The sequence below is a fragment of the Erwinia sp. S38 genome (assembly GCF_016624545.1).
In the GTDB taxonomy this organism is placed as follows: Bacteria; Pseudomonadota; Gammaproteobacteria; order Enterobacterales; family Enterobacteriaceae; genus Erwinia; species Erwinia coffeiphila.
In genome coordinates, this window is record NZ_JACVTS010000007.1 from 130,435 (window position 1) to 143,620 (window position 13,186).

The window sequence follows — 13,186 nt, forward strand, 5'->3', positions numbered from 1 at the left end:
CGTTACGGTGCAGCTGACGGCTCAGCCGCCACCACCTGAATTTTCCCCTGCGCGGCGGACATCGCCTGAATATCGCGATCGTACATCGCCTCGCCGTAGGCTGGCGGGATCACGAAGCTGCCGGTATTGGTGGCTTTAATCTGATAAACAAACTCCTGTACCTCACGTGTGGCGCTGCCATAAACGATCACCCGATCTTCGCGGATATCACTGTAGTCCACCGACCAGGTTGAGCCACTGGCAGCAAGCGGTGAGGTCCATCCTCCACTGCTTTCGCTTTCACCCTCCTCCTCAGCGTTTTCCGGCGGCGGCGGGGTCTGCTGTACGACTTCAAACCCACCCGGCAGCAGATCGACGACGGCAAGGTTACTCAGCGCCTGCTGGGAATTCGCCCTGACCTTCAGATGAACCGAGATCGTCTGGCCCAGCGTCACTTTATCAATCGGTTTTCCAGCCGCATCGGTATAGTCGCGGGTAATTTCCAGCCCGCGTGAGATCGCTTTCTGCGGCGCAGCAAGGTCGTATCCGGCCTGCGTCACTACATACCATGCCGGTGCGCTGTTCGGATTGCCGAACTGAATCGAGCGCGCAGCGGAACTGAACTCACCCTGGCTGAACTGGCCTTTAATTGAAGAAATGAGCTGCGGAACCTTATTGTCACCGCCGATCTGATTAATCTTCAGGCCCTGCACATCATTGTGCTGCGCCACCTGCCCGGCATAGCTTTCCAGCGCCAGGATGCTCATCGCCGACGAGAAGGTGGTGTAGCGTTCTTCACGCAGCGCCTGCACCATATTTTCCAGCACCTGAGGTGGGATGGCATCCACTTTCTCCGGGAAGTGGCGAACAATCAGGTACAGCCGCGTGGCGTCCGTCACCAGCGGATCGTAATAGTTCTGCGTCCACCAGCTCTTGTCATAAGCCTTGCTCAGCGCCTGCCAGCTGGGCTGCAACAGTCGCTCTGCTTCATCATCCGCTTTCAGCAGTTTCCACGAAGAAGCCAGGTACAGCGAAGCGAGGTCGGTTTTCCAGCCGTCAGGGAAGCGCTTTTACAGCGTTTCCTGCACCGAAGCGAGCGCGTTCGTGGTGATTTCGCCCTGTCGCGTCAGCAGGTAAATCGCCCAGGCGCGCAGGCGCAGATGATACAGATCCTCATAGCCACTGCTGGCAAGGGTCCGCAGCGCCACGTTGGCCTCATCCAGCATATCGGCAGGCTGCGGATAGCCCGCCGCTCTGGCCTCCAGCAGGTACTGAACCACGTACGGCGTCACGAACGGATCGGCCTGCGGCGATGCTGTCCAAAGCCCGAAAGCCCCATCGCCGTTCTGCCGCGATCGCAACACGTCGAGAATACCTTTAAGCTGCTGCCGGACTTTATCGTTCGACAGGCTGCCACGGAGTTCCGGGTGTTCACTCTGCAACAGCAGCGGGATGGACTGGCTGACGATCTGTTCAGAACAGTAATAAGGATAATCCGCCAGATAGCGGGCCAGTCCGCTGGTCAGTACCAGTGGTGAATAAGACACTGCCGCCTGCCGCTGTGCATAGGCATCAAACATCTGGCGCAGGTTATCCACCTGTTGCTGGCTGCCGTTCATGCGCCCCATAACCGACTGAGTACGATAAGGCATCGCCGGCCGCACCGAGGTACTCAAGGTTCGCTGACTGGTTTTATCGCCGTAACCGGCGCGGAACACCAGCGGAGCATCGCCGAGCGCAGCTTTCGCCCGCAGGCGGAAGGTCACCACGCCTTCATGCTTCGCCGCCAGCGGCAGGGACTGCTCTGCGCTACCGACCACCTCCAGCTGTGGCGGTGGCGTGACGCTGAGCTTGACGGGCAGCGCTTCACTTCCCTGTCCCTCAAGGTTGTTGCTGACGCCGACGCTGACGTCAAACTCATCACCCGGTGCCACCATCGCCGGAACGTTCGGCGTCAGGATAAAGTCATCGCGCACGGTGGTGGAGGTCTGTGCCTTACCGATTTTTCCGGCGGTAGCAGAAATCGCCATCACGCGGATTTTGCCGTTGAAGTAGTCCGGGACCGGCCAGGTAAACTGCGCCTGTCCGTTCACCTCGGTAATGCCGGACCAGAATGCCACCGGTTTATCACGCTTGCGTTTAAACGGGTTCAGATGCAGATCCAGGCTTTCACCGCCGTCACCGCCCGGTGCGGATGTCAGCGACATCAGCTTGCTGAACTCCGGCAGGATCAGGTCGAGGATCTGCGAACTTTCCACGTTCAGCTCGCGCTTACGGAAGAAGTAATCCAGTGGATCGGTCAGGCGATAGCGCGCCACCTGCAGAATTCCTTCATCAACTGCAAATACCGCAACCTGCTGCGGGCCGTCGGTGGTGACCGTAACAGGCAGGTTATCTCCCGGCTTGATCACGTCCGGCACGCTCAGCGCCAGCGCATTTTTCCGCGCCTGGTTGCTGATTTTAAACGGCATCACACCGTAGCTGAGCGGGCTCATAAAGATTTCATCAGAGTTGATATCGCGCACAAACTGCACGTTGATATAGGCATTGCCCTCCAGCCCGGCCGGAATGCGAATCTTCTGCACGGAACTGGTGGTCGTGGTATGGAACCACTGCCAGCTATACACCTTTTCCCGCTCGATGGTGATTAGACCGCTGCCGGTATAAGGTGCATTGATGGCCACTTCAATTTCATCGCCCGGCTGATATTCAGCACGATCTAGCTTCAGCTTCAACTCGGCGTTACGATCCAGCGAACGGCTGATATTGGCGTCGCCGGTAACACTGTAGGCGATACGGTTAAGCACATCCCCTTTGGCGTTTTTCACCACCAGCACGTAGTCACCCGGCTGGTTGGTCATCAGCGGTAAGGTCGTACCGGATGCCCCCAGCTCAAGTCGGTTCTCACTGACCGGAATTTCCTTCAGTTTCGACTGGTATTTATAAACGCCGGACTCCTGCCGCGTCAGCACCGACAGATATTTTTGCTCCAGCAGTTCCAGCTTCAGGTCGCCAAGCGCTATGGGCTCAAGCGACGGGTCGATCGCCAGCAGATTTACGCTGCGCTGCGTACCGAGGCGAATAAAGCTGAGATCGCCGTCAGGCTTGAAGCCCACCAGATAGTCCCAAGGTGAAACCAGCGTGCGTGCCGTAGCAGCGACGGAGCGCCCACCGCCGGCAACAAAGGCTTCCGACAGCAGCTGCAGCTGCCAGGTCGCATCTTCCCAACCGCTGAGATCCAGCGCGATATTTGCCGCACCGCTGTCGTCCGTGGTGCTGTCCTGCAGCTCCGTTTCAAATCCTTCACCGGCCGGGCGCGCCTCATAGAAGGCATAGTCGGGGTAGCGATCAAAGGCCGGATAGACCGGGCGCAGCGTCAGCTTCGAGGCAACGCGTCGCCCCTGTGCCGGCGTGCCAAACAGGTTCTGCACATCAATACTGGCCTTCAGCTCGCCGGGTTTGACCCAGCCTGAATGCCTGTCCGGCGTCAGCGCCAGCTTAACCTTTAGCTGATCCGGCTCGAACTCTTTGATATTCACCGCCGTACTGCCCAGCAGACGGGTGGAATCATCATCCTTGCCCGGCAGATAGAGGTAGATCATCCATTCGCCGGTTGGCGCATTTTCGTCAGTGGTAAAGCTCAGTTCATTGAAACCGCTGGCGTTGAGGGTCAGCGGTACCGTGCGCATCAGCTTGTCGCGAGGATCGTGAATTTCTGCCCGCACCGGAATGCCGTTGAGCGGCACTGACCAGTCGGCGGCGCGGGTAATCAGGCCGATATTAAAGGTATCACCGGGGCGATAAACACCGCGATCGGAGAACAGGTAGCTGCTGAGGGTTCGCGAGTCTTCCGGTGTGGATTCGCCATAAACATCAAAACGCGAGAAGTCGAGGCTGCGATCGTTGTCACGCCCGCTGGGCAGGAACGACACGTCTCCCTCTTTTTCCACCAGGAACATCACCGGCTGGCGCTCGTTGGTATAGGCTTCCAGCGGCGGGAAGCTGACGTGACCGTCCCCGCCTGTGCGGCGGGTGAGCAGTTTCTCACCGTTTTTAGCCACCACGGACACCAGGGCATCCGCTACCGGCTGACCGCTGCTGATGGACTGAACGAACAGGTCGCGGGATTTATCCTGCGCGCGCTTGGCAATGATTCCGAGATCGGTCACCACCACGAAACGCGAGTCGCCGATACTCTGCTGCTCTTCATCCCCTTCCTGATATTCATCTTCACCCGGCTGCGCATCTTTTTGCTCAGGCGACCACGGCGACAGGGAAAGCAGGAACACCCCGCGATGGGACGCGCTGTCGGTAGAGAGGTAGCGCGAAAGATCGATCCCCTGATAGCTGACTTCCCCCGGCTTTTGATTGCCAATTGCGGTCTGATAACGGAAGTGTTCAGTGAAATACTCATCGTTCAGCCGGTTAAAATCAGCGGAGGCATATTCACGGCTTTTAAAGGAGACGATGTGCTGCAGCTGACTCGGGATCACACGCTTGATATCCAGCCTCATCCCCGGAACGTTACGCGCCGCCACACTAATATGCTTATCGCCGTTCACCGGCAGCAGCGCCCCCTGGGCGGCAAAACTCAGCATTTGCGGATAGTCAGGCACCTGTACCACCTGCCAGACTTTTTGCGGCATTTTGTAGCCGCCGCTGGAGGTCACCAGCGCATCAACCTGCACCAGCAGATAGCGCTGGGCCGGCGCATCAAATTTAAAGCTGAACTGAGGCTGATAATCCTCTTCGGCATCATTTAGGCTTAATGGAAGCTGCGGTGATTTCTGTAAAACGGCCCGATCGATATTGTCGAGATTCCATTCGGTGAACTCACTTTGATCCGCATTTTTTGCCTCAGGACGCGGATCGTGCTGCGGCAGTAGCCAGGCTTTGACCGCTTTGCCAACCTCATTATCCGCCACTGCATCGCTGAAACCGACGATCAGCGCCCTTTCACTCGGGCTGCCCGGTTTATCAACCACCTGCGCACTGACATCGCTGACGCTCAGGCTGTAAAGGTTTGGCACGCTAACCCAGCTTTCACCTTTGCGCTCTATACTGTTTCCCGGCAACGACGATTTTAGCGGTTCACCGATTTTCAGATGCACCACACCACCGTGATCCATCGCCACCAGCGGTTCGGAGCGTACCCAGGCGTTAAGTTTTTTATCATCCCAGTTGACGGTGAATTTTAGCGGCTTTTCAGCCTGTCCCTTCGCGCTTGAAACACCCAACGAAAGCTGTTTTTCAACGCTGGCGGCATCCGCTGGCGCAGTAAAACGCAGGTTAAAAATGGCACTGTGCTGGCCGCGATTCTGTGGGTCCTGGTAATATTCAGCCTCACCGGGCTGATAATCGAAAGCGGGTACGCTGAAGTCATAGCGGGTTTGTTCCAGCTGGATCTGCGGAGCAAGCAGCGTCTTCGGATTGAGGTCTACCTGATAACTGGCACCCAGCGGCAGCGGGACTTTCGGCGTAAAAATAAGCGTTTGCGCATCGGACCATTTCCATTCGCCATCCAACGCCGGTTTAATGCTGATACCTTTATCAACCGACTTGCCGACGCGTTCAATCGGTGCGGCAGAGGTATCAAAGCTGAGAGTCAGAAGCTGTTTAGGGAGGGTTGCCGCTTGATAATCCAGCGCCTGCGGGTTGGAGGCTTCGACATGAGTTTGCTGTACCGCGATCGGCGCAACGTCTATTGGCTTAGGGCGGTTTTGCCAAAGGTTCCAGCCATACCAACCCGCCGCCGCCAGGCCCAACAGCAGGATAAGACTCAGGCTGATGACTTTAGGATGGCGAATAACGCCCTGCTCCAGACGGTTAAAACCGCGGCCGAATGCCGCCGCCCAGCGTGGTGCCTGCCAGTTAATCTCACCAAGCAGCGGGCGAAGAATACATCCCAGCAGCCACAACAGGCGAGAAATCAGCCAGCAAAGGCCCTTCAGCAGCAGAAAAGGTAAACGCAGTAGCAGCCTGAGCACATCCATCAGAACCAACCTTATATTCCATTATGCATTTATTCTGACAGTTTCCCTTGCCTGGCCGCTGCATCTGGATGACCGTCAACCCGTGTTACAATTTCTCTAAAATAGTAATAGGTAATCTGTGCAATTTCTATTCCTCCACGCAGGCATTTTGCCAGCTGTCTCGCAGTACCGGGATTTACCCTTGTGGTAGAGGGTAAAATCGCTGACACTCAGCAAAACACTGTCAACGATGAGGACGCTATGACGACCCGTTCCCTGTTTGTGACCGCCGAGTGGCTGGCGGAGCATATTACCGATGAAAATGTTCAGGTTCTGGATGCGCGCATGCTGCCGCCCGGCCAGGAATTAACGCGTGATGTGACCGCTGAATACCTGGCTGCCCATCTCCCCGGTGCACCGTTCTTTAATATCGAAGCGCTTTCCGACCACAGCACCGCCCTGCCTCATATGCTGCCGCGTGCTGAAGCTTTTGCCGTTGCCATGCGTGAACTGGGCGTCAGTGCAGATAAACATCTGGTGGTTTACGATGAAGGCAATCTGTTTTCCGCACCGCGCGCCTGGTGGATGCTGAACTATTTTGGCGCGGAGCAGGTGTCAATTCTGGCCGGTGGGCTGGCTGGCTGGCAGAAAGCGAACTTGCCGCTGGAAAGCGGTGAAGTCAGCCTGACGGAAGGTGATTTTGACGCGAAAGTCACAGACGGCGAGCGGGTTAAACGCGTGACCGATGTGCTGCTGGTCAGTCATGAAGGCGGCGCACAGATTATTGATGCCCGCGCGGCAAACCGCTTCCACGGTGAAGTTGACGAACCCCGTCCGGGTCTGCATCGTGGCCGTATCCCCGGCAGTCTGAACGTACCGTGGAATAGCCTGGTCAGCGAAGGCCAGTTGAAACCCGCCGCCGAACTGCGCGCTATCTTCGATCGGCAGGGTGTCGATTTGGCCCAGCCGGTTATCGCCAGCTGCGGCTCCGGGGTGACGGCAGTGGTAGTGATTCTGGCGCTGACCAGTCTGGGCGCGAAAGAGGTCACGCTGTATGACGGTTCGTGGGGAGAATGGGGCAGCCGCAACGATCTACCGATCGTCAACGATTCGCTGTAAGCCCCCCTTTAGTACTTCAGTAGAAAGGCGACCCGACTGGTCGCCTTTTTCATGCAAGAACTCAGATGTTGACCACTTTGAAATCGCGCAGGAAGCTGCCCCAGCGGCGTTCGTAGAAAGGCTTGATATGGGCGATAAAGAAGTGGCTGATGCCCTTATCGCCTTCCACAACATGGCAAATATCGATCGGCTCATCTTCCAGCATGGTATCGGTCGCCACGCTTCCCGCCGCCTGAATGATCGCGTCAATGTCGCCGTCGGCTTCGATACCAATCAGCAGGTTTGCTGGCTGGTCAGCACTCTCTTTAATGTGAGCTACATAAGCGCGGCGTACCGATTTGTATTTGGCAAACAGCTGGGTCAGCGAGTCAATCATCTGCGCAGGCGGCTCGGCAATTTCCGACAACAGCAGGGATGTTCCCCCTTCCAGCACGGTCTGCTGGCTGAGCGCGCTGCCGTGATCGCCCAGTAAATCGGCAATTTCACGCGGCGAAAACTCTTTCCCCTCCGGCAGTTTTGGATTCAGGAACAGCGTTTCACCGAGCGTCATTTCAAACAGCGTACGCAGCGGCATCACCAGATAAGCCTGCTCACCGCTGACCGCCTGCTCCAGCGCGCTGACCGAGGTGAAGCAGGGGATAATGCTGGTGCCGTCGTCTTTTTCCCAGTGCTGTAAATCTACCGGCGTGCTGGCATCAATAGCCGAACCGGCCTCGGCGCTTTCGCCCGGTACTACCACGCTGGCATCCATCAGCAGGGAGAAAAACTCGGGACGGTGTGCCGGTTCACCGGCGGCCAGCTTCAGCACCTCTTCAAGGCGCGGGTTAAGTTCGTTCATCGTCAGGTTCTTTTCGTTTACGGGCTATGTTTTAGCGGGCGATCCGTAAAGGGAGATCGCCCGATCGCCATCATTCGTGGCTGAGCAGCAGGTTAGCGACGGTACGCACACCCAGACCGGTTGCACCCGCAGACCACTGATCCACCGCACCTTTACGGTAGGTGGCTGAGCAGTCAATGTGCAGCCAGCCGGTCTTATATTCGCTGACAAAGTGTGACAGGAATGCAGCGGCGGTGCTGGCACCGGCAGAGTGTGCCGGACTGGCGATGTTGTTGAGGTCGGCAAAGTTTGACGGCAGATGGCTGCGGTGGAATTCCGCCAGCGGCAGGCGCCAGAACGGCTCGCTCTCTTTTTCAGCACAGCTTAGCAGCGACTGTGCCAGCGCATCGTCAAAGCTGAACAGCGCGTGATAGTCGTTACCCAGCGCGGTTTTCGCCGCACCGGTCAGGGTGGCAGCATCGACGATCAGTTTTGGCTTCAGCGCGCTGGCGTCAATCAGACCATCGGCCAGAACCAGACGGCCTTCAGCATCGGTATTCATCACCTCAACGGTTTTGCCGTTGCGGTAGTGGATGATGTCGCCAAGCTTGAAGGCATTGCCGCTGACCATATTATCCGCGCAGCAGAGGATCAGCTTCACGCGCTTATCCAGGCCACGGGTAATAGCCAGCGCCAGCGCGCCGGTCAGGGTAGCAGCGCCGCCCATATCCGATTTCATGGAGTCCATAAAACCGCTCTGCTTAAGGCTATAGCCCCCGGTATCGAAAGTAATACCTTTGCCGACCAGGCAGGCGAATACCGGCGCGTCTTCTTTACCCGACGGGTTAAAATCCAGCGTCAGCAGCACCGGGCTACGGGAAGAACCGCGCCCGACGGTGTGCAGACCGGCATAATTTTGCAGGCGCAGGTCTTCGCCTTTGGTGATGCGGTAGCTGACGCTGTCGCAGGCAACATCACACAGCAGATCCACCGCGCGGGTTGCCAGCTGTTCTGGCCCCAAGTCTTCCGCCGGCATATTGATGGTATCGCGGACCCAGTCAACGATCTTCAGGCGGCTGTTCAGTTCTTTCGTATCAGCGTCATTCAGCGCCGCCCATTTAACCTGACGAGACCCTTTTGGTGCACGATAGCCCTGCCAGAATGCCCAGCTGTTTTCCAGATCCCAACCGTCGCCGCTCAGGCTGATATTACGTATCCCCTGCCCGCCAATTTTTCTCGCAGCGCGCTGGATGATGCTCGGTGCATCTTTGCCGGTGAGATGGATCGTCATTCCACTGTCGTTGCTAGTGAGGATCGCTTTTTCGCCCCAGCGCGGATCGGCCGCAGCCGTTGACAGGGTAATGTTCATAACAGAGGTGGTCATCGCATGGCTCCTTATCATTTTTTCACGTCGTGGACCGGAGATCCCCGGCCTCTGCGATTTGCCGCAGTACAGATGCTATTCAAAATCGACGCACCAGACTAACAGAAATGCGGGAAAGATGTTTTCACCGCATGCTCTCATGCCGTGCTTTTATGCTGAATGTGAAACGGGCCGAAGAGTTAATCCGGCCCGTTGGCATAACGCGAATCTGTAAGCTAACGTCTAGCTGGCAGCAGCAACGCCTGCCGCTTTAAACGCCGCCCACTGTGGGGAAACCTCACGCATCCGCGCAATTGACTTCACGATCAGCGCGATCGCATAGTCTATTTCTTCAACGGTGGTGAAGCGGCCCAGCGAGAAACGCAGTGAACTGTAGGCGAGATCGTCGCTCACGCCCATTGCACGCAGCACATAGGAAGGCTCCAGGCTGGCGGAGGTGCAGGCGGAGCCGGATGAAACGGCCAGATCCTTCAGCATCATAATCAGCGATTCGCCGTCAACGTAACCGAAGCTGACGTTGAGAATATTTTGCGCGCCGTGTTCAAACGAACCGTTGAGGTGAACCTGCTCAATCGCACTGATACCCGTCCAGAAACGTGCGCGCAGTGAAGCCAGGCGCGCCATTTCTTCGGCCATCTCTTCTTTGGCAATACGATAGGCTTCACCCATGCCGACAATCTGATGCACCGGCAGCGTGCCGGAACGCATACCGCGCTCGTGGCCACCGCCGTGAATTTGAGCCTCAATTCGTACCTTAGGCTTGCGGCGGACATATAGCGCGCCAATGCCTTTTGGGCCGTAAATCTTATGGCCGGATACGGACATTAAGTCGACGCTCAGCGTAGTGAGATCGATCGGCAATTTTCCCACGCTTTGAGTAGCGTCAACATGGAAAAGGATGCCACGGGAGCGGCACAGTTCGCCGATGGCGGCAATATCCTGAATCACACCGGTTTCGTTGTTAACGTGCATAATCGACACCAATACGGTGTCATCACGCAGCGCGGCTTCAAGCTGAACAAGATCGATAACGCCGTCAGCCTGTGGATTGAGCCAGGTGACGCTGTAGCCTTCGCGCTCAAGCTGTGCGCAGGTATCCAGTACGGCCTTATGTTCCGTGGTACAGGTAACAATATGACGGCCTTTTTCCTGATTCGCCTCAGCGGCACCTTTAATCGCCAGGTTATTGGCTTCGGTTGCACCGGAGGTAAACACGATTTCACGGGGATCGGCACCGATCAGTTCGGCAATCTGGTTACGGGCGATGTCTACGGCTTCTTCTGACTGCCAGCCAAAACGGTGAGAACGGGAGGCCGGATTACCGAAGGTTCCATCAAGGGTGAGGTGCTGCATCATCTTCGCGGCAACGCGGGGGTCGGCCGGAGTGGTGGCGGAGTAATCGAGGTAAATCGGTAATTTCATTGCGCGTTAAGCTCCGTACAGGTTTTCCCTGAGCTTTCAACCCGCTGTCACCGGACGACAATCTGAAAGCTCAGGGATACATAATCTGCACGACGCTGGAAACGCGATTGAGTGAGGATCAGGCGCGCAGATTAACGTTAATTGTTTCGTGCATACGACCGTTCGGGATGCGACGAATTTCATTATTGTTCTGGCGGTCGGCAACTTCCAGGATTTCCTGGTTGTTCACCAGCTCGGCCAGCGTAATATTATTCAGGAAGTCGCTGATGCGCTCGCTCAGATCGCGCCACAGCACGTGGGTCAGGCAACGTTCGCCGCCCTGGCAGCCTTCTTTGCCCTGGCATTTGGTGGCGTCAACGGATTCGTCAACGGCAGTAATCACTGCGCCAACCGCGATCGCATCAGAACCTTTACCCAGCAGATAACCACCACCCGGACCACGTACGCTGGCAACCAGACCATGCTTGCGCAGACGAGAGAACAGCTGCTCAAGATAAGAAAGGGAGATGCCCTGACGCTCTGAAATATCAGCTAAAGGTACAGGACCTTCGTGAGAGTGCAGTGCAACATCAAGCATAGCGGTAACAGCATAACGGCCTTTGGATGTCAGTCTCATGGCTTTACGACCTCGGTTATAACCCTGGATGGGTGTTAACAAAATATGGACGCAAGTCTGCCATTCCTGAGTAATTTGGTCAAGTATTTAACCGAGTAAAACACTCAACTATTTAACCAAGTGTTTTACTCAAGTATTAACTTATTGATTTAAATGAAAACCAATCAATTTTCCCGCTTTTTTTCAAGGGATGAAAGCATGCCGCGAAGGATATTTAGCTCATCTTTTTCCGGGCGGGCACGGGTAAACAGACGACGCATTTTGCTCATCACCTGTCCTGGCGTCGCCTCGCGAATGAAGCCACTGGCTACCATCATCTTCTCCATATGCTGGTAAAAACGCTCAAGATCGTCCACCAGTGGATAAGGTGATTCGGTGACTTCGGCGGCTTCGGTTTCCTGCGATTGTAGCCAGGCCATGCGCACTTCATAGGTAATCACCTGAACGGCCATCGCCAGATTTAGCGAGCTGTATTCCGGGTTCGCGGCAATCGCCACGTGGTAGTGGCATTTTTGCAGCTCTTCATTGGTCAGACCTACGCGTTCACGGCCAAACACCAGTGCAACCGGCGCTTGCTGCCCTTCTTCCACACTCTTCAGGCCACATTCACGCGGGTCCAGCATCGGCCAGGGCAGCGAACGGGAACGCGCGCTGGTGCCGACAACCAGACTGCAGCCGGCAATCGCTTCATCAAAGGTATCAACGATGGTGGCATTGCCAATCACATCGCTGGCACCGGCAGCCAGAGCGATGGCCTGCGAGTCAGGCTTAACCAGCGGATTGACCAGATAAAGGTTTGTTAAACCCATGGTTTTCATGGCACGGGCTACGGAGCCCATATTGCCGGTGTGGGACGTTTCAACCAGTACGATTCGGATATTTTGCAGCATGAGAGTGTCAGGTGTGAGGAATAATTTAACGATGCTATCATATTTTCAGGACATTTGCCGTTCTCCCTGCTATAGTACGCGCCGTTTTATATCCAACTACTGCGGCGGCCAATAAACCGGCAGGCTGGCGGTAGTAAGAGATACCGTTCTTTAACATCCAGTGAGACGACACTACATGCATCCGATGCTCAACATCGCCGTGCGCGCTGCGCGCAAGGCCGGAAACGTAATTGCTAAGAACTATGAAACCCCGGACGCAGTCGAAGCCAGCCAGAAAGGCAGCAACGACTTTGTGACTAATGTTGACCGCGAAGCGGAACGCCAGATTATCGAGGTGATTCGCAAGTCTTACCCGAAACACACCATTATTACTGAAGAAAGTGGTGAGTTAGCCGGTGAAGACCAGGATATACAGTGGATTATCGACCCTCTGGATGGCACCACCAACTTTATCAAACGCCTGCCTCACTTCTCTGTTTCTATCGCCGTGCGCATTAAAGGCCGCACCGAAGTGGCGGTAGTTTATGACCCAATGCGTAATGAACTGTTCAGCGCCGTTCGCGGCCAGGGCGCACAGCTTAACGGCTACCGCCTGCGCGGCAGCACCGCTCGCGATCTGGATGGCACCATCCTGGCGACCGGTTTCCCGTTCAAGCTGAAACAGCACGCCACCCCTTATATCAACATCGTCAGCAAACTGTTCACCCAGTGTGCAGATTTCCGCCGTACCGGTTCTGCTGCGCTGGACCTGGCCTACACCGCCGCCGGCCGCGTTGACGGTTATTTCGAAATCGGCCTGAAGCCGTGGGATTTTGCCGCCGGTGAACTGCTGGTTCGTGAAGCCGGTGGTCTGGTCACCGACTTTGTTGGCGCGCACGGCTATATGCTTTCAGGAAACATCGTTGCCGGTAACCCGCGCGTGGTGAAATCAATCCTGGCTAACATCCGTGAAGAGCTGAGCGAAGCGCTGAAGCGTTAATTTTTACC

General features: G+C 56.2%; 7 protein-coding genes and 1 pseudogene. 2 read left to right on the forward strand and 6 right to left on the reverse strand.

Going from position 1 to position 13,186, the window contains the following annotated elements; translation table 11 throughout:
- Positions 1-2: 2 nt before the first annotated feature.
- Positions 3-5,972: pseudogene (locus tag IBT46_RS10335) on the reverse strand (alpha-2-macroglobulin).
- Positions 5,973-6,212: 240 nt separating this feature from the next.
- Here IBT46_RS10335 and sseA point away from each other — a divergent pair.
- Positions 6,213-7,070, forward strand: coding sequence for a 3-mercaptopyruvate sulfurtransferase (sseA, locus tag IBT46_RS10340; RefSeq protein ID WP_200545608.1), 858 nt, complete (start codon positions 6,213-6,215; stop codon positions 7,068-7,070).
- A 61-nt stretch (positions 7,071-7,131) separates the two neighbouring features.
- Here sseA and sseB read toward each other — a convergent pair whose 3' ends face one another.
- The 5 genes from sseB to trmJ form a co-directional block, all read right to left on the reverse strand.
- Positions 7,132-7,908 (reverse strand): enhanced serine sensitivity protein SseB, encoded by a 777-nt coding sequence (gene sseB, locus IBT46_RS10345; protein WP_200545609.1) that lies wholly within the window; start codon positions 7,906-7,908, stop codon positions 7,132-7,134.
- 70 nt (positions 7,909-7,978) lie between these two features.
- Positions 7,979-9,271, reverse strand: a complete 1,293-nt coding sequence (gene pepB, locus IBT46_RS10350) for an aminopeptidase PepB (RefSeq protein WP_200545610.1) — start codon at positions 9,269-9,271, stop codon at positions 7,979-7,981.
- 222 nt (positions 9,272-9,493) lie between these two features.
- The gene (locus tag IBT46_RS10355) at positions 9,494-10,693 is read right to left on the reverse strand and encodes an IscS subfamily cysteine desulfurase (protein WP_200545611.1); all 1,200 of its coding nucleotides are present in this window, start codon (positions 10,691-10,693) and stop codon (positions 9,494-9,496) included.
- A gap of 118 nt (positions 10,694-10,811) precedes the next feature.
- A complete protein-coding gene (gene iscR / locus IBT46_RS10360) occupies positions 10,812-11,309 on the reverse strand; it encodes a Fe-S cluster assembly transcriptional regulator IscR (protein WP_105593213.1) in 498 nt (165 codons plus the stop codon).
- Between the two features lie 164 nt (positions 11,310-11,473).
- A complete protein-coding gene (trmJ, locus tag IBT46_RS10365; protein WP_105593212.1) occupies positions 11,474-12,199 on the reverse strand; it encodes a tRNA (cytosine(32)/uridine(32)-2'-O)-methyltransferase TrmJ in 726 nt (241 codons plus the stop codon).
- A gap of 175 nt (positions 12,200-12,374) precedes the next feature.
- Here trmJ and suhB point away from each other — a divergent pair, with 175 nt between their 5' ends.
- Positions 12,375-13,178 (forward strand): inositol-1-monophosphatase, encoded by an 804-nt coding sequence (gene suhB / locus IBT46_RS10370; RefSeq protein ID WP_105593211.1) that lies wholly within the window; start codon positions 12,375-12,377, stop codon positions 13,176-13,178.
- Positions 13,179-13,186 lie beyond the last annotated feature (8 nt).

What these genes read in the sequence shown, in the direction of transcription:
- sseB (WP_200545609.1), bottom strand. Translation starts at nt 7,908, where the DNA reads ATGAACGAACTTAACCCGCGCCTTGAAGAGGTGCTGAAGCTGGCCGCC.
- pepB (WP_200545610.1), bottom strand. Translation starts at nt 9,271, where the DNA reads ATGACCACCTCTGTTATGAACATTACCCTGTCAACGGCTGCGGCCGAT.
- IBT46_RS10355 (WP_200545611.1), bottom strand. Translation starts at nt 10,693, where the DNA reads ATGAAATTACCGATTTACCTCGATTACTCCGCCACCACTCCGGCCGAC.
- iscR (WP_105593213.1), bottom strand. Translation starts at nt 11,309, where the DNA reads ATGAGACTGACATCCAAAGGCCGTTATGCTGTTACCGCTATGCTTGAT.
- trmJ (WP_105593212.1), bottom strand. Translation starts at nt 12,199, where the DNA reads ATGCTGCAAAATATCCGAATCGTACTGGTTGAAACGTCCCACACCGGC.
- suhB (WP_105593211.1), top strand. Translation starts at nt 12,375, where the DNA reads ATGCATCCGATGCTCAACATCGCCGTGCGCGCTGCGCGCAAGGCCGGA.
- sseA (WP_200545608.1), top strand. Translation starts at nt 6,213, where the DNA reads ATGACGACCCGTTCCCTGTTTGTGACCGCCGAGTGGCTGGCGGAGCAT.